Source organism: Muribaculum gordoncarteri, from assembly GCF_004803695.1.
Classification (GTDB): domain Bacteria; phylum Bacteroidota; class Bacteroidia; order Bacteroidales; family Muribaculaceae; genus Muribaculum; species Muribaculum gordoncarteri.
Genome location: NZ_CP039393.1, coordinates 555,457 through 574,041, shown reverse-complemented (window position 1 = coordinate 574,041; position 18,585 = coordinate 555,457). Strand labels below are relative to the sequence as shown.

14 protein-coding genes are annotated in these 18,585 nt (G+C 45.4%); 8 read left to right on the top strand and 6 right to left on the bottom strand.

The features are described from left to right. The 6 genes from E7746_RS02475 to E7746_RS02450 form a co-directional block, all read right to left on the bottom strand. Complete coding sequence (locus E7746_RS02475; protein WP_136409725.1) at positions 1-3,405, bottom strand: helicase-related protein; 3,405 nt, start codon at positions 3,403-3,405, stop codon at positions 1-3. Between the two features lie 247 nt (positions 3,406-3,652). Beyond that, on the bottom strand, positions 3,653-3,916 hold the full coding sequence (locus E7746_RS02470) for a helix-turn-helix domain-containing protein (RefSeq protein WP_238337307.1): 264 nt from the start codon (positions 3,914-3,916) through the stop codon (positions 3,653-3,655). Between the two features lie 1,121 nt (positions 3,917-5,037). Continuing rightward, positions 5,038-7,848, bottom strand: a complete 2,811-nt coding sequence (locus E7746_RS02465) for a TOTE conflict system archaeo-eukaryotic primase domain-containing protein (RefSeq protein WP_136409723.1) — start codon at positions 7,846-7,848, stop codon at positions 5,038-5,040. Positions 7,849-7,973: 125 nt separating this feature from the next. After that, positions 7,974-8,834 carry a hypothetical protein gene (locus tag E7746_RS02460; RefSeq protein WP_317130900.1) on the bottom strand — a complete coding sequence of 287 codons (861 nt, stop codon included), beginning with the start codon at positions 8,832-8,834 and terminating at the stop codon, positions 7,974-7,976. 18 nt (positions 8,835-8,852) lie between these two features. Next, positions 8,853-10,412 carry an ATP-binding protein gene (locus E7746_RS02455; protein WP_136409722.1) on the bottom strand — a complete coding sequence of 520 codons (1,560 nt, stop codon included), beginning with the start codon at positions 10,410-10,412 and terminating at the stop codon, positions 8,853-8,855. A gap of 53 nt (positions 10,413-10,465) precedes the next feature. Next, entirely contained in the window at positions 10,466-11,893 is a 1,428-nt protein-coding gene (locus E7746_RS02450) for a tyrosine-type recombinase/integrase (RefSeq protein ID WP_136409721.1), read from the bottom strand. Positions 11,894-13,463: 1,570 nt separating this feature from the next. Here E7746_RS02450 and E7746_RS02440 point away from each other — a divergent pair. The 8 genes from E7746_RS02440 (at position 13,464) to E7746_RS02405 (ending at position 18,584) form a co-directional block, all read left to right on the top strand. Then, positions 13,464-13,853 (top strand): plasmid mobilization relaxosome protein MobC, encoded by a 390-nt coding sequence (locus E7746_RS02440; protein WP_107033161.1) that lies wholly within the window; start codon positions 13,464-13,466, stop codon positions 13,851-13,853. Between the two features lie 88 nt (positions 13,854-13,941). Continuing rightward, positions 13,942-15,504: a relaxase/mobilization nuclease domain-containing protein gene (locus tag E7746_RS02435; protein WP_123397230.1), complete on the top strand. Its 1,563-nt coding sequence runs from the start codon at positions 13,942-13,944 to the stop codon at positions 15,502-15,504. Between the two features lie 202 nt (positions 15,505-15,706). After that, positions 15,707-16,411, top strand: coding sequence for a ParA family protein (locus tag E7746_RS02430; RefSeq protein WP_123397231.1), 705 nt, complete (start codon positions 15,707-15,709; stop codon positions 16,409-16,411). Beyond that, positions 16,404-16,814 (top strand): hypothetical protein, encoded by a 411-nt coding sequence (locus E7746_RS02425; RefSeq protein WP_123397232.1) that lies wholly within the window; start codon positions 16,404-16,406, stop codon positions 16,812-16,814. The genes E7746_RS02430 and E7746_RS02425 overlap by 8 nt, the downstream gene beginning before the upstream one ends. After that, positions 16,811-17,398, top strand: a complete 588-nt coding sequence (locus E7746_RS02420; RefSeq protein ID WP_123397233.1) for a MarR family transcriptional regulator — start codon at positions 16,811-16,813, stop codon at positions 17,396-17,398. Before E7746_RS02425 ends, E7746_RS02420 begins: the two co-directional genes overlap by 4 nt. A gap of 4 nt (positions 17,399-17,402) precedes the next feature. Continuing rightward, positions 17,403-17,759, top strand: coding sequence for a hypothetical protein (locus E7746_RS02415; protein WP_123397234.1), 357 nt, complete (start codon positions 17,403-17,405; stop codon positions 17,757-17,759). Positions 17,760-17,915: 156 nt separating this feature from the next. Next, complete coding sequence (locus tag E7746_RS02410) at positions 17,916-18,272, top strand: DUF4134 domain-containing protein (RefSeq protein ID WP_123397235.1); 357 nt, start codon at positions 17,916-17,918, stop codon at positions 18,270-18,272. A gap of 24 nt (positions 18,273-18,296) precedes the next feature. Next, the gene (locus E7746_RS02405) at positions 18,297-18,584 is read left to right on the top strand and encodes a DUF4133 domain-containing protein (protein ID WP_107033144.1); all 288 of its coding nucleotides are present in this window, start codon (positions 18,297-18,299) and stop codon (positions 18,582-18,584) included. The last annotated feature ends 1 nt before the right edge of the window (position 18,585 follow it).

Here is an 18,585-nt window from a genome sequence, read left to right as displayed (position 1 = left end):
TTAGTTATTGTATTTCGTTTCAGAATAAATTACTAGTTTAGCGTCTCCACGTTTCGCTTGAGCGCGGTGAGCTAAATTTGATAGAGCTGTATCAAGCAAAGCATTTATATCGTCATTAGCACCAAAGAGCGAACCTTGGTAGTTCTCGAATCTCATAACCTGTTTGATGACATAGTTATCTTTTGCTCTGACAAGTTTTTCAATCTGTTTTAAGAGTTTTTTCGACTCTTGTGTCACATCCGAACGAGAGCGTAAGGATGATAACACGGCAAGTGCATTCGCAGACTTTCTGCTTGAATCAGCGGCTGTAATATAGTGGGCAACGTGTTTTTGATAGGCTCGCTTAGCTATTTCAGCAAGTGTGTCATCACATTGCATATTGAAAAACTCCGCATCAGGCTCACATTTCAATCGCTGCATAGTAGACAATGAGGAGATTATGTTAGAAGAAGTATCTTCCTGAGTTTTCTCTACATCTACTGAAATCAATTCTTGCGAGTCGTCTGTGAATACGAAAAAACCATGAGCGTTTTCATCACGAATCTCTAAAACACCTCCAAGTCCGTTAGCATCTACGGAGGCGATATAATCATATCGTTCCGATGAATTATCCCGAAATGCTTTCAGTTCTTTGATAAATGGCCCAAACGGAGATTCATCACCATCAACGAAATGTTGCAGGTCATGCTCAACAAGTTCTTCGCGCTCACTGAAAACCTTATTATCTTCGCCAAACATCTCATGGAAAGACTGGAGTTTAGCGTATGCTTTTTCAATCAGACGAATTTGACTGTTGCCTTCGTCTGATGGGAAGAAGTTGAATACATGGACAAAGTTTTCAGTAGAGCCTATTCGGTTCACACGACCTATGCGCTGCATCAAACGTGTCGCGTTCCATGGTGCATCATAATTGAGAATGACATTAGAACGGTGTAGATTCACTCCCTCAGCAAGAACTTCGGTTGTAACGATAACATCGTAATCATCACGACGCTTATCCGGCTTACAGTTTGCATCGAAGTTGGCTTCAATTTCTTCTTGTCTTTCAGTCCGATTCCCTGCCGAAATACTCAAAACTTTATGACCTTTAGCTTTCAATGCTCTCTCCAATGATTTGAGAGTGTCAATAGCTTCAGTAAATATAACTAAGCGAGGTTTATTCGCTCCCGATGGATTATTAATTTCAGGATTGAAAAGTTCGGGATTTATAGCGTCCTTGAACCGGTCGAATTTTGGATCTTCCGTGTTTTCTCTCCACCGTTCAAGTAAAGAACCGATAAGTAGTTTGTCATTTTGCAAGTCTGCGAGATACGATTCCTTAAAATCAGAGGACTTAAAACACCTGTTGTTACCACCTTTACGAGCTATGATAGTTTCTACCGCAGTTTTGAAAGCGGCAAAATTACCCTTGGACTCGTTGTGCAATTTGTTTACATCTATATCAGGACATATAAATACACAGTCGTGTTGGAGCATATCTATCATAACCTCATTGTATCGGTTCAGATTTTCAAGCGTCTTCTTGAATGCGGCAAGACTGCTTTCCAGACGCTTTACCAATAGAATCCGCATAATACGCTGAAGTCTTTGCGTAATGCTATCAACCGTAAGGTTTCGTTTCTCATACAGTTTCTTGTTGCCCTCATCGACGAAGTGTGTAATTGCGGCATAACGGTAAAAGCCGATATGTTTATTCGGGTCAAAAGACTCTCCTAAGGCAGGAGGACATATGGCATCTACGGTATCAGAAAAGAGCTTTGATAGTTCCTCATCCATCTTATATTCGAGCTTATGTGGCCCTTTGACAGTGGGGAACTTCAGTAATTCTGCATCTTCTCCATATAGATTTCTAATATCGGTACGGGTACGACGAACTACGAGGTCATTAAGGACACTGTTTCGGATTTTTTCTGAGACCTCCTTAACAATAGTGCGTGCTTGAATTTTACCCTCATCTGTATCCTGAGAAATGGCTCGTGCTTCTTTAAAGCGTCTTTCCATCGCATTAAATAGAGAGTCAAGCTTGCCACCCTCGACATTAGGCAAGTTAGAGTTGTTGGGTGTGCGTTGAAATAAGCGTATTTGATTATAAAGATCTTTAGGCGAGTTATTCTGTGGAGTTGCAGATAATAGTGCAACGTAGGGAGTGGGATTGATAATGCCAATCAGGTCATCAATCGCCTTGTATTTTTGAGTATCAGAGTTGCGGAAATTGTGGCTCTCGTCAATTAGTACCAAACCATAGTTCCCAACCTCAATGTTATCAATTTCGTCACTATCATCAACATCATCGACATCCTCCAATTCATCAGTAATTTTACCGATGCTTCCGGTTGTCACAAATTCGACACATAGACCAATATTATTACGAGGATTATCATTGTCAAAATCCTGGATTGTCTTTTCCCATGCTTTCTTAATCGCTGGCGGAGTTACAATCAGCACTTTACGAGCGCGACCGAGAGATTCGGCATTTTCAAGGAAATGACGGATAAGCAATACACCTACAACAGTTTTGCCAAGTCCTACAACATCACCAAGAATAAAACCCCCAAATCGTTTCATCACCGAGAAGCATTGTTTTACCGCGTCAAGCTGATATTCAAGAGTATTGAATGACGGTGGCAAATAGGATTTAAGAATTTCAGATGTATTCGCATCTACCATATCTCCAAATTGCAATTGTAGATACTTGATATAGACATCGTAAGGAGTAAGAGGATTTTCAGTCTCATTGTCTTTCTCAATTTCTACACCGATAGGTGATGGCTTAAGAATATTTTTAATAAACTTGCCAGACCATAATTCGCTGTTCTGCCATAGCTCCTCAAACCATGCTTTGTGAGATTTCGTATTTGAATATAGTGTGAAATCTGCTGTAACGCAGTTGCTATTTTCTTCAAGGTAGTTCAATTCCGCATTACTCTGAAGACCTTTTGCTGTAAAGTTCGAGCTGCCGATAATACCGGTTCCTAATCCATTACCAAGAAAAATGTAACACTTAGCATGGAGGAATTCTTTATGTTCCCCCTGACCATACACACGAATCTCAAACTTTCCATCCGGATTCTCTTCTGTCAAGGCATTATCAATAATCAGCTTACCAATGGGTTTATACTCATCGGTAAGAGATTCGACATCTCTCTGAATATAGAAATCCGGGAATTGATGCGCCTCACGAGAGGCTTGATAATATTGCAATTGTGGCTCCTGACCTATCAGTAAGTCAAGTTTCCCACCCCTTGAAAAAAAGTCCTTAAGTTCTTCATAGACTAAAGCAGTGCCGGGTAAGTCCCAATAACCAGTCGCAATCATAATATGATTACAATCAGGTCGTGAGACCAACTCTTTAATATATTTGACGAGCTTAAACTGCTCGGAATTATCTATTAAGGCATTCGCCATATCTATGAAAAAAATTAAAACTCCGGTGGCAGTTATCTGAGGGCTGGCCGAGCCTGCAACGACTGCTTGGGAGTTTCGGAATTTGAGTGGTTTGGCGGCATCGCTGCCTGAGGGTTTAAACCGTTTCGGCCATATTCAGATTTTTATGGTTGCTATTTATGCAAAGTTACAAAGAATTTTCGAGATGGCAATCGGTTATGCTGTAAAACACAACCGATTGCCAATGGGAAGGTTGCTACGCAGGTTGCTATTTTCTCGGCGCGATGCGATGCTTACGGAGGAAAGCGTCGAGGTCGGTGCGGTTGACGTAGATTTTGCGGCCTATCTGCGAGAAGGGGATGAGGCGTTGGTCGCGGTAGTTCTGCCACGTCTTGGGGGATATGCCGAGGAGCTTTCGAGCAGCTTCGGATTCTATCCATTCGCTGCTGGAGTCGTCGGCGTTGCGCCGGGTGATGAGGTCGATGATTTGCTCCAGTGTGGCATGGAGGTTGCGCCATTCTTCTTCCGGCACTACGAACAATAGAGTTGATGGGTTGATATTTTGCGAGGTACTTTGCATTAGGGCGTGAGGGTTCTGACTCCATCTACAAAGAAGATGAAATCCGGTTGATAATTCAGTTGTCTAATCGCTTGACCGCTCACTCAACTGAATATGCAACTGCCTGACCACTCAATCAGTCGGTTGCACAGGCGATTGACTGATTGGTTGAAGTGCTGACTAATCAGGTCTTCAACCAATCAACCGGTTAATCGCGCAACTGCGCAGTCAGATGATTGGGTGGGCGATTGATTGGGTATGGCTTCAGTCAATCAAGCGAGCGGTATTCTGCCTGATTAGCCAATCAGTCAGTTGCAGTTCTGCCACTTTGGACATTAGCGATACTGACGTTCTGACTAACCAATCAGTCACTCAATCGCTTGTTTGGCGAGGCAGGCAATCAACTGAATGATTGATGCTTTACCCGGTCAATCAAACAGGTGTATAATCAGTTGGGTGAAGTGTCGATTGAATTGCCGTGGGACAACATGGGCGGCAGCAATCGACGGTCATAGGGGCGGTAACATTTACCATCCACGCATAGGCGTGAGCCTATCGCGCTGAAAATCAATTGTGACTTGACGGGGATTCAGTTGTGCGACTGATTGCGGTGGGTCAAGCCCACACGCGAGCACTTCGTGGTTGGCCACAGTCAATCACCGTCGGGTGTCATAGTATTATTAAGAGACATCTCGTATCATCGACCCGATTTGAGAGCCTCCCGTCGGAGGCGTTTCGTGTCGTTGCCGTTGCAAAGTAAGGGATAATTTTTCATTCCCTCCAAACATTTTTGGCCAGATATAGCATAAGGTTGTACATGTATATCGCTATATACAATAGATATAGCCCCGTCTCCAGCATCGTTCCATCCGAAATCTTTACCCTCGACATCTGCACAGCCTCTGAACAGGGACTACGACAGAGGCAATCCATTCAGGTTTTCTTATAGGAGAGTGTGCCCATTGGAGCACAGCAAGGTGTCCAAACAGTTACCGTTTGGATTTCGGGTAACTCTGCCGTTACCACGAAATGACCTTGCCGTGCCGGGGCTTGGGACCGCTCCGAAGTCGCAGTCCCCATGTTTTCTTATAGTTTCACAGCCTCAAAGCATCCATTAAGGCATTCGCCAAATCAGATGAGGCCATCCGTATAACATTGGTGTCAGCAAGAGAACGACCGATGAGGTTGACGCTGCCGTACCACCCTATACATTGGTCTATGATGGCGCATTGCATCTTGCATTCCGGACGGTGAATGATGTTGAAGCCCATCGCCTGAAGTTCGGTTTCTCGATGGCCTGTTTCAGAGATGGCGATTGTGACACTTATACCGCGTAGTGTGGTGGCGGCGAGCAGGTCGATGATTCGTGGTGTCTTATTCCAGCGCAAACGCATTGTCGAAATTACGATACTTTGTTTCGCTGATGCAAGATCGTCATGGAATGGTTTTTCAAAATCCGACGCATCGAAGATGGTCTCAGTTGTAGGTTCGGCAAACAGCCCTTCGTTAGCGACAGCGATGGAATAGCCTACCGCTTTGTAACCTTGAAGACGCTTACGATACATCGAGTCACAGACCGGAACGCGCAGGTCGATGTAGTCGTAGATACGGGTTTCGTTTTTACCGGGATAGTTGCGATGCAGTCGTCCAGTGTATTGTGCAATAAGTCCTTTCCATGACACAGGGAGGGCAAGCATCAGAGTGTCGAGCCGCGGAAGGTCGAAACCTTCTCCGACGTATTTGCCGGTGGCGACAATAATCAATAGTTCGTTTGCCGGAATATCGTTCAGTCGAGACATCACCTCTCGCTTGGCTTTTGCTGAATCATTGCCTACGAGTCGTATGACATTCGGACAGATCTTACGACATTGTTCGGTAAGGATATCAACGTGAGCCGTTCGAGCAGTCAAAATTATCGGAGTGCGTCCTTCGGCGAGGTTGGCAGCGACATCATCCAGTATGAGCTTATTTCGCGATTCGTTTTCGGTTAGCTCATCGAGAATCTGAGCGTAGTTGCTGCCATCGGCATTGAGATTGCGATGAGAAGTAAAACGCGGGATAAGAAGTCGCCGGAATGATTGTTTAGACAACTGTGCTTTTGCATCGGACGTATAACGGATTTCACCGCATTGCATAAAGATGATCGGCTGGTGGCCGTCTTTGCGTATTGGCGTGGCGGTAAGTCCATAGACATAACGAGCGCTCACCTCACGGAGAACGCGCTCAAAGTTGACCGCCGGGGCATGATGGCACTCATCGACTATCACCACGCCATACTCGCGCACAAACGGTTTTACCTCATTGTCATTAATGCACGATTGTAGTAGAGCGATGTCAATTTTGCCATTGAGAGTGTTCTCAGCAGATGATAATGCTCCGAATTGTTGAAATTTCTTACGCCGGCCACGACCTTTGGGTTGTTCCTCCGGTTGAAAATCTGTTATCAAGTATTCCGACAGACGTTCGCGCCATTGGTCGAGCAATGCCTTGGTATGTACCAATATCAGAGTGTTGACCTCCTTTCGTGCAATCATAGCGGCAGCGGTAACGGTTTTGCCAAAGGCTGTTGTAGCATACAGGGTTCCACAACGATGCCGGGCAAGTTCAACAATCGCTTGTTCTTGCTCAGGATACAGCTGTCCATTGAACTCTACCGTAATAGGCATTCCCGGGTTTGCCTTATCCTGAATCTCAACGTCCACATTATTTTCTCTGAGGAAATCCATGGCGGAATCTTCACAACCTCTTGGCAGAATGAGATATTCGTCAGTTATCTCCGAGCATGATATTATGCGTGGAAGATTATAGACAGGCAGTCGCATTCCGAGTTTCGCATAAAATTCAGGGTTCTTGAACGCTGCCAGACGCTTAAGATGATTTATAGCTTTGGCAGACAAATCCTTTGTCGGAATATAAATGCCGGATGAGCGTATAATGGTGATGCTATTAGGGAAATCAGCCTTATTCATAGGCTTTGGCAACGGGCGTTCCCATGGTGCGGATTCGCTGGACTTTGACAGTTCGCCAAGCGGCTCCCGGTCATATCTCGCCACTAACTTCTCAACCTCTGCGGCTGTCATCTTCGTCATTCCTTGCAGATATTCCCATTGGTCAGTAAAGGGGATGAAGTCATCATCCACAAACACGCTGTTACCGTCTTTACGCGCTCTCCCTTGCAGTGGCAAGGCAACGAGGTTGCCGAATCCGCCCGTAGGCATAAGGTCTTGGTTGGGAAAGAAACGGTCGTATGATTTGAAAGACATTCTTCCCTCTCGCTCCATCGCCTCTGTCAGGATTGCATTGCCCAATCGCCGTGCCGTCTGAGCTTTTATCGGTTCGACAAACAAAATCCAGACATGAGCGCCATTGCCGGAGCGAGATCGCTCGATATATGCCGGAACGCCCCACTCGCGACAGACAGACACATATGCTCTTACATCATCTTGATACCCATGCTCGCAACTCTTGTCATCGAAGTCGCAACAAAGAAAACTGCAAGTACTATCCTCTAAAATAGCATAAACTCCTACAACATCACGTCCATTTGGGTCTTTCCCTTCAAGATGCCGGTAAATGTCATTATATCCAAGCGGCTGGAATTCGCGGTTGGGACATTCAGCACATTTATACTTTTTCTTATCGCAATATTGCCGATTCCATTCCCGAGCGCATACCGGCTGATAACCGCTTTTACCAGTTGTTGGACTAAACCACCTACGGGCAAACACATCCTCTCGTCCCTGAAACAAACTGCGAAACAGCATGACCTTCTCCTCCAAGGATAGCGTTGATACTACTGACGAAGTTGATTCTTCTACAACAATTCCATGCTTCGCCAGCAATGCCCTAAGTCGGGCATTCTCAATTCGCAACTTTTCCAGTTCGTTATACTCAGATTCATTCATAAGAAAATCCTTTGATTGCAAGGCCTATATTTGCCTGAATTTGCCCTAATCGCACATAAACTACATAGAATCAGAGGATTATATTTTATCAATTAACCATTGTTAACAAAAAGTCAACAGTCGTCTCAAATGTTTAAGCGATTTCTTAACGCTTCCATCAGTATATGATATTCTTTCTTGTAGCGTTCAATACGGGCATAATCTTTCTCCGTCGGCTTTTGAATTCGGCTTATATCTATATTACTCTCTAAATCCTGTAGCTTGATTTTCAAAGCGAGAAAATTCCTTGAGATACGGTTGATGTATTCTTCTCTTGATGATGCGGTATGATGGTTGAGAAGGGTCAATGCCGTTTTTATTTCATCGCGCTCTTCATTGGTTATGACGTGTGTTGTTTCGCATGGATATTTATCAATGTCTTCCATCCAATCTTCCCACCAGTCTTCCTCCCACCAATTTTCTATTGGATTATTCAGGAGTCTCGATATTTCTTTATCAAGCAAATTCATAACATCTTCTACGGTCACATTGTAATCCTCAGAAGCGTCATGCAGAAAGCCTACGACTTTTTCTTTCCAATCGTATCCGGATGATGCTACTTTCAGGAGATGAGATTCAAAGTAATCGTTTCCTCCTTTATCCGTCTGACCATTGTGCAGCTTTTGAGCCACCAATCCTGCGGCATAAACAATTTTTGTCATATAGCCCATGTCATTTTCCAGGCTGTTAAGACGTTCTTTAGCTTCCTTTGGATCAAATGTAGCGATATAATCATAATATTGACGCATAAGCATCTCGGTATCCGACATCGGGTCCATGAAATCAAAAAGAGTATCCATATACTCGTCCATATAGTTCAAATCTCTTTCCTGAAGAGCAATAAATCCGGCAAGCATCGTTTTGACTTGCCGAAACCGGGCATTATTCATCTCCGCTATAGGACGAAACGCCTTTATCAATTCTTTTGAGAGTACGGAATCTTCCATACGAATGATTTTATAATTTTATTCAATGACTTCCCATGTACCGGATTTAAGAGATCCGACTCTACGAAGTCTACCGTCGGCTTTAAGCTTTTCAATTATTCGGAACATCGAAGCTCGGGTTTTATTGAACATTTTTGACAATTGTTTTATGCTTATTCGTTTGTCCTTCCTAATCTGATTCAATACTAAATCCTGTATGTTGTCAAGCGAATCATCATTGTTCCGGATTGTTCCGCTCATTGTTCCGGATTGTTCCGCTGTTGTTCCGCTATTGTTTCGCTTCATTCCATTGGTGACATTATTGGTGACATTGGTGCCACTTTCAGTAGAATTAAGTATAACAGCCGGAGCTTTTACTGTGACATCGGTGCCTTTTTCTATGACATCAGCGTTCTGAACAACAACTTTGAATGTGGTATAATCACCAAGTAGGAACTCAGCAGGATTACTTTTATTCTCTTCAAGAAGCGTCGAAACTGTATTCACACCGCTGCCGAAACGGTTGACATAACCAAGATTGAGCATTATCTCGGCTATGTTGGGATTGCGATAGTCTGTTTCGTTGGGAAAGTTCTCTAAGTTCACCTTGCCATATAAGTTGCCCGGATTGTCAATCTCTATGCGGTCGCTATACTCGTAGAATTTTATCGGGGAATTGTTGCCGTTATAGGCGCGGTGCATCACGGCGTTCATAGCGAGCTCGCGGATAGCTTCCCACGGATAGTTGATGCGTGGCTCTTCGCGCAACACGCTGACAAATTCAGGGCGCTTGCTTTCAATGGAATATTTAATGAAATACTCCAACTCTTTTAGCATTGAAATTAGATTCCCCTTGAAGCGGTTTTCTTTCAAAACCTTTGTGGCACGGTTTGTCCCGGCAAACTTAACATACTGAATGTATGCGCCGGGAATGAAATATTGGGGGTCGTGTCCGAGCAGAAGTAACCCGGCGTTGGTCGGGCAATTAAACCGTGTGTCGAAAAGGCGCAACGATGCCATCTGCTGGATAGGCGTGCGCTTATCCTTAGCTAATGTCGCGGGCGACACGGCTTTTGGCAGATACTCATTCTTGAACAACTCCACATCAATGTCATCAATCGAGGCCTCGCGGCACGGACGGCCATCGAAAGAAGAACTATGTACCTGCCCTTTTTCGGTCAATATACGTTCTTCCTCCGTATTTGCCTCGGCTTTTCTTGCGCCTATTCTAATCCAAATCACGCCCTTGTACCTGATTGGAGTATCTTCGCTTGGCTGAACTTCGATAACCGCCACTTCTCCTTCAGGAAAAGACTCCTTATATACCATCATTGCCGGCGGAGGAAGTATTGTTCCTGAATTGCGGAGTCCTGCGTATGAACGCAACTGCTCATCCGTGAACATCTGTCCATCGAGATTTCCATTATCATCGGCACCAATAAGAAAATATCCCGGTTTCTTCGTGTTGCGTATATCGTTGGCAAACGAACAGATTGCCTCCGACATTTTCTTTGTATTGTCAGTGGATAATGTGCGTTCTACGCGCTCATTCTCTATGTCGCTCAACAGCGACCTTATTTCATCTTTTGTCAGAGGCATATTTTTGTAATTATATGTGCAAATATACTCATAATTCGCCAGTTACACAACCGCTATTTGTTGATTGCCGAAATCACAGCCATTATTTGCTCAGGAGTCATGCCTTTCAGCAGTTCGATGGCTTTCTCTTCTTTCGACATTGAACTATCTGCTCCCTCCTGTGGCGCCATCTTGGACCCAGATTTCTTTTTGAAGAGAGTGCGCAGAGTATTATCGGTTTTGGATGTATCGAAACTACCCATGTAACGCTCGGTCGTGGCGAGATTGCTATGCCCGAGAATGTTCTTGATAGCGGATGATTCAGCCCCGGCTTCTTGTGCGATGTGAGCAAAAGCATGACGGCTGATGTGCATCGTGAGATTGGTGGTAATCTCGGCTCTTTCAGCAATCTTTTTGAGATACTTGTTTATGAGGGCATTTTTGGCTGAAATCTGCTGATACAGCTGGTGGCGCAGCTCCGGTTTCATCCTGTCCTTATCCGCCTGCATTACAAATTTGACAAACGGCGCATCATTGTCAAGCAGCGGGAATATATAATCATCCGGTTTCACGTCTTCATTGTGATAATACCGAAGAATATCCAACGCTTGGTCGACGAGTAAGAGGTCTCGGTCTTTGTGGTTTTTGCCCATCTGATAATGAAGTCGCCCATTTTCGGTAACATTACGCCAACGAAGCTGAATCAAGTCGGCGGCACGGATTCCGGCACAATAATAACTGAACAGGAAATAATTCTTGCAATGCCATATTAGCGAACCTTCTTCAAGTTCAAGCGCAATAATGCGCTCCATTTCCGTATCGCTCAACTTTTCTTTCGTTGTCTTTACTCCCTTGTATTTGAATACGAGGAAGGGATCCTTTGACGCTTCCATTATACCGACCTCGATTGCTCGATGAACAAGTGTACGCAAAATGTTAAACTGAACTTCGATTGTGTTAGGATGGAGCAATTTGCCCGGTTCACGTTCATTCTCCCATTTGTGGAGGAAGTTGTCAAAGCGAGTCAACAAATCAACAGTCAGGTCATCGACGGTTATATCAGCCATACGGCGTTTCTTGCGGAAGGCATCGAGCTTATTGATGAGGCCACAATACTTGCGCCAGTTTCTCCATCCCCCGTTGTCATAAATCATCTGCGCACGCTCACGGGCAAACGCCATAAAAGACGGCGACACATATTCAGCATCCAGATTCTTTATAACCTTGGCGGATGAAACATCGCCATCTGATGCCAATTCCTGATAAGCCTCGTTAGCTTGCGCGAGCATAAGGCGCAACTGCTCATTGAGGACTTTTGCCTCGGGAACATTCGCTCGAATCCAGTTGTTTCCCTTGCATTGAGGATTGAAGTCGTCAATGCGTTTCAACTGAATACCGGTCTTCTTTTTTGTGCGTTTACCCGCAGCCGTCACCATCAGATAGAGGTTGTAGGTCTTATTGCGGGTCGGCTTATGGTCGAGTTCAAATCTAAATGTTGCCATCTTTCGGAGAGTATAAAGGTTTTACTCTGCAAAGATACTACGAATAAATTTTACGTGCAATTTTACGTGCAAAAATCTTGCTTTTCCTTACACTAAAAGAAACTCAATTGAAAACTACATAAGTATAACTCATTAATAATCAATATAATTAAAATGTAATTAAAAATATCAGGAAGCAATATCGGTAGTTCTGTTCTGGGCACTGTAAAATCCCGCAACTCATTGAAAATCAAGAGTTGCGGGATTTCTCTTTTGATTTTTGTCCTCCTTTTGTCCTCCTATTTCAATTTTACCGATTTTTCGTCCTCCGCAAAGCGCAGATTTGGCCTAATTTTATAGCCTCCTTTAATCGTCATCAATAGAGATTATGAAAAATTCGCCACCATCAATTATTAAATAGTATTAAAATTAGTGTGCGAATTTTCCACTTCTCGCCACAGCCCTCTATTACATTTCATAAGAATTTCATTAGGTTCGAGTCCGAACAATCACAAGTCTTAGGGCAACCGAATTAATAGCGCGTCCACCTCTGCGTTTAGTCCTGCGTTTGGTTCAGCTTTCAGTTGCGCATTTGCCTCCACATCTGACCATCCGTTTGCATTTGCGGTAACACTCGCGTACAATGCCGCACAAAGGCCAGCGTTAAAACAAGCATCCACAGCAGGGAACAAACCCACATTCCAAGGCTCATATCATAGCGTCGCCGCTCCACCCTATTACGGATATTGAGAAAGCGGACGATTGCGGACGGTACGGTTCCAAAGCCAGACTACAAGCAGTTTCAGGAGCAGTGCAGACTTCCGGATTACCCATAGCGCAACCCTAATCGACTTTTTGAGCAGGAACAATGCCAGCCGCAACAGCAAGGCTGCGACAATAACCACAGGGAGCAGGTATATAATCAGTAAAAGCTCAAACATATCAAATGCATATTAACTCGTTCCAACACTATTATTGGAATGTAAATATACTAAATTTCAACGACTTATGCAAATTTCCAAGCGATAAAATTCAGCCTAACCCGTTGAAGTTTTGACAATTATCCGACGCACCAGATTAATGACAGTTGATAACACAATCTCTTTTTCCCTTAAAGCCATATTCATTGTATCACATCAAGAATAGCGGATATATTGTCTTGAAGATATAAAGACTGTATGACTTGAATAGATTAAGACCCCATGTCTTTATGATACGCAGGTCACATCTTTTGGCAATATATAATCTTATAGATAGTATCCTTGCAAGTCCGCAAATATTGAAAACATACCCCTTTTATCGCTTGTATGATTATTTACCGCATGGCTTGATGTCTTTAAGTCTTACAATCTTGATATAACCGGGTCTTGAAACATTAAAGGTGTCCAAAGTTAATGCCTGTATGTCATGGGGTGCCTAACTTCGTGGCCGGAGTGAACGATGGGGAGTAATAGCCCTGTCGTGCAGAGATTGGGTAGCAAGTTGTGCTTTTCTCCGTACAAAACCGAGTTTTGCCCGTGGAAAAGCGACTTGCCGACCACTGCGCGGCGGTGGAGAATCACATCGTTCCTCGTGAATTAATGATATGGATATGAAGCAGCGAACTGAAAGATTTGAAATGAGGCTTACGCCTGAGGAAATTGCCGGAATCCGTGAAAAATCGAAACGCTACCACAGCGTGAGCAACTTTATAAGGATGGCAGTCAACGAGTTTTCGGATACCGATGCAAAGACGCGCCTTGAATTGTGTAACGACACAGCCCGGCTGTGCCGCAAATTCCAAGATGAGCTGTCCTGGATGGGAAGCAATCTGAATCAGGCTGTCAAACGAGCCAACGAACTTGCCGTAGCCGGCATCCTGTCCGAGAGTTATTTCAGGGATAATCTATCCCCCCTGATTGAAAAAGTATCGAGGCTCGTGGTGTCGATAAAGGAGGAACAGGCTCACATTGCCAAGAAAGCGACAAGGCTACGCTCTTAGCCGCAAGTCATACAGTCTGTCTTACATTATCGGCTCAAAACATATAGAGATAATGGTTTCAAGACATATAGAGATATAAACATAATATATGATAGCTACAATACTTCCGTCAAGTTCCAACTTTCACGCAGTTGCATATAATGAGAAAAAGGTGGCCCTGGGAGTGGCACGCCTTCTTGAGATGAGCAATTTCGGCCATGTCGGGGTACTCTCACAGCCGACACCGAAAGAGCTTCAGGACTATTTGATAGCCTACTCTTCCCGAAATTCGAGAATCAAAAAAGCCCAGTTCCATCTGGCCATATCCTGCAAAGGACATGAAAAATCGGAAGATGAGCTGCTGGATTTCGCCCACAGGTATCTCGGTGAAATGGGATATGGAAGCGAGGGGCAGCCTTTGCTGGTATATTCACATACCGATACCGACAACACACATATACATATAATCACCTCCCGCATTTCTCCAGACGGAAAGAAAATCAGCGACCACCATGAAAGGGTTAGGTCACAAGCTGTGTTGAACAGGCTTGTCGGAAATGATGTAAAGGCAAAGGCCGGTGAGGATCTTGCAGCCTCACTGACCTATACATTCTCCACATTCGCGCAATACAAGGCCCTGATGTCCTCGATGGGCTATGAGGTGTATGAGAAGAACGATGTTGTGTATATCAAGCGCGACGGTGCAGTGCAGGTAAAGATTAACTTTGCCGAGATAAGCGACAGATTCCAGAGGGTCAGTGTTGACGACAAACGCAGGAGGCAGTTGTGGGCCATGCTGCGGAAATACCGGGATGTAAGCTCCGACCGCCGGGAACTACAGGATGCGGTTAAACGCAAGCTGGGAATTGATCTCGTTTTCTTCGGACGCTCTGACAATCCCTATGGCTACATGATAGTGGATCATGCGAACAAAACCGTATATAACGGCGCATGGGTGTTGTCTATAAAATCACTTCTTGATTTCTCCACACCGGAAGAAAAACTCGCACGTATCGACGCTTTCATTGACAGGCTGCTGGAGGATAATCCGACAATAGACACATGGGCCATCAACAAAAAACTATTCCGCAGTAACGCATACATAAGACGAGGCGTGATATATTGCGGAGGAATCACACGGCCGCTAAAGGATTTTATGGCCTCCACAATTCTACGGAATGACAAGATTCGGAGGATAGAGTCTTTCCATCCCGGCTCAGCGTCCGAGCGCGACCTGCTCTGCCGTATATATAAGGTGAATACTCCGGAACTTGTAAGGCTCACCCCGTCACGAGATAACGGCTACCATGACGCGGTGAATAACCTGAACCTGCTCTTTGATGATGACAGTATAACAAATCTCCGTGCCGCCATACGTTCTTCAGGGTTCCACATCAGACATGAAGGCGATGAATGGTTCGCAATAGATTTTTCATCAAAAACAATCATCAATCTTTCGGAAGTCGGATTTGACACCCGTAAGCTCGAATACAGGAGATTTGAAAAACTCCGTCGCAGACAATCAACTGAAAAGCCTCGTGACAAAACAACCGGACGCGGCATAAGAGGTATGCGTGACGCGGCTTCCGGACGTGGGGAAAACCGTGAGTGGGAAGTTGGCTACCGTGGCGACTATAACCGCATAGATGATGAAAACAGCATAAAGATGTGACAAGGGATTTTGTCACCATGCCGCGATTGCGACATAAAGCCTTGCAGACAGCAGTATATGATGTCTGCAAGGCTTTATCCTTTTATGACGGCAAAACTGTATCACAATAAAGTCCCAAGATTTGAAGAAAGGTGTCCAAAGTTACATATCGCGATGAAGCACCGTGGTAATTTTGCCATATGAATCATTGAACCAGGGTGTAATGGACGAATCAATAATCATAACATTTGCCAATCAGAAAGGGGGCGTAGGGAAAACAACTCTATGCGTCACTTTTGCCAACTATCTTGTAAAGAAGGGGCTCCCGGTGATTGTCATTGACTGCGATTCGCAGGAGAGTCTGGCGCAACGGCGTGAGAGCGACCTGAAACGCTATCCTTCGGGAGATACCGCCATCCCCTATGAGGTTCTTCCTTTTTCATTGAATAAGGAAGAAGCCCTATTCGGGTTCATAGGCAACATCCGCAAAACACGGTGTGTGGCAATATTCGATTCTCCAGGGAATCTAAAACAGCAGGGACTCGTGACATTGTTCGCCAACTCCGACTATATAATTTGTCCCTACCACTACGACAGGACCACCATCCCCTCGACCGCCACATTCATCGCATTTCTGCAAAAGCTGAAAAACGTCATGGCCGGGAAAATGAACGCCCGTCTGATTCTCGTGCCGAACCGACATGACGCGAGGGTCGGACGCCGTAGCGAGCTTATGCTGTGGGAGGAAACAAGGGAAACATTCAGCCGCTATGGTCTTGTGACTCCTAAAATCAATTCAAGGGCAGATATGGAACGCTTCTGCACATTATCGGATCTGGACGGACAATTAGAGGTCACACAGGCCGCTTTCGACACAATCTTCAAAGAAATATTCGGACACATCGAAGCTGACACTGAAAATGGATAACAATAATTTCCCTGATATAGACGGACTGCTCGGAAGCATCCGTAATGTGGCTACGCCTGTCGGCCATGCTGCCGGAACAACTACGTCGCGTGAGGCTGCCGGGATACAGGAACCCGGTAATACTGCCGAATCCTGCATCAATATTGATGCCGCAGATCCGGTATGGGAGGCTTTCATGGAAAACCTTTCGTCCTACGGTTTTCGTGAACGGAAAGACGAGCGGAAGGTCTGCATGATTGACAAGGATATTGCCGACTCCCTCGATGAGTGCGACATCGACCGCAAATGCCGCTCCGACGTAATCAATGCCATCGTGAGGACATTCATAACAGCATTCCTTCCCCGGCTAAGGACTTATAGAAAGAAAAACAAGTCACTGCTTGACAAAAACGACAATATATGAAAAGAAAAAACTGGACTGAGGCTGAAACCACTTATCTCATGGAGAACTACCCGGCTATATCGGACACGGTTATGGCCGCACGGCTCGGCGTATCCCGCAGGACATTATCGAACAAGGCTCATGAGCTTGGTCTTGACAAGGGCATCAACCCGGAATGGCTGGAGCGCGCTGAAAAAGTGCGCGGGCTTTACAGCTCACGCTCATATACTGAAATCGCGTTGGAAACCGGCATCCCCCTACGTTCCGTCGCAAGGATCATTTCCAAACTGGGGCTTAACCGTTCAAAAAGAGAGGAGAACCGAATACGCTCACGTATAAGGAGAAACATTACCGACCGGGAGAAACGGCGCGTCATCTTCGGGCTCGCCCCTCTGACGAGAATAAAGGTTGTCACCAACAAGCACCGGATAAAGTTGCGGCACGCCTTGAAGAAAGCCGGATATATAGTACAGCGCGGCCAGAATGTGATGTATTATCATCCGGAAATGGAGCGCGACCATCGGCGCGAGAATGCCGGAAGAAGCGTCGGCCTCAGCTTTGAGCCGTGGGAAACAATAGATAACAAACTATGCGTAAAGCTCTGACACTATGACATACGGACAAATCATAACGCTGCTGTTCATTCTGCTGATTCTATATTATGCAGGTCTGGTAACTATGGATATTATGGCCGCAAAACGAATGAAAGCATCCGAGGAAGCCAAAAACGAGGAAGCCGAAATTGACATATCCGGACTTGCGGGCGGTTTTGAACCAGTTGAGATCAATCGCGACAATTCCCGGCCCACGACAGTACCGCAGAATATGGGTGCGGTCAGGTATAAGGAGCCTGTAATGACAAACGGCTATCCCGTAGATAGCCTGATAAGCAAGACAAAAAATGCCATTGAATCCGGTAGATATGACGACCTCGACAATCTTGTATATAAGTGTGAGGCGGCATAACTCTTGCCCCGGCCACCGGCCTGACTTATCACTATGTAAATAAATCCCATTCTACTCTCTCTTTATAATACTGCCTTTATCGCCCGAAGCTGTCTTTAACGCCCTGCATTGCCTTTACCGCCCGATAACTTTTTTCAAAAACGAATATCATCGCAAATGCAGAAGATTAAAACAAAATGCCTGAGGGCGTTGGCTCGTTTCAGCCGCTCAGGGTTCGCCCGCAAGGGCACGCTCGCGCTCGCCGCCGTGACCGTGGCCGTCGGCAACGCTATGGCCGCCAGCAAGGGTGCCGCAGGCTTCACGAAAGCCACGCAGGAGGTCAGCTCCTACCAGACCCCGGTTTCCAATCTTATGAAGGCAATCGCAGCCGTAATTGTCTTGGTAGGAGCTTTTAACGTCTATTTCAAGATGCAAAACGGCGACCAGGACGTGAAGAAAACCATCATGCTCACCATCGGCGGATGTATCGCGTTCATCGCCTTGAGTGAGGCGTTGCCCCTATTCTTCAAGTAGCCGGAAGCGGAAAACCATACATTCATGGCGGCATACAACGACGGCTACCCTGTTTTCAAAGGGTTACAGAAACCACTGGAGTTCATGGGAATCCGTGGACGCTTCCTGACGCTTGCGGCAGCGGCGATAGGCGTGTCATTCGTGGGATTCATCGTGTTCTCAATCGCGCTGGGGAAGCTCGCCGGGTTTGTCGCCATGCTTGTCATGGCCGCCGTCGGGCTGGTGACAATCTATGTCAAACAGCGCGGCGGACTCCACAACAAGAAACGTGACCGCGGAATTTTCATTTATCACAACCTGTTCAAACGCTGAC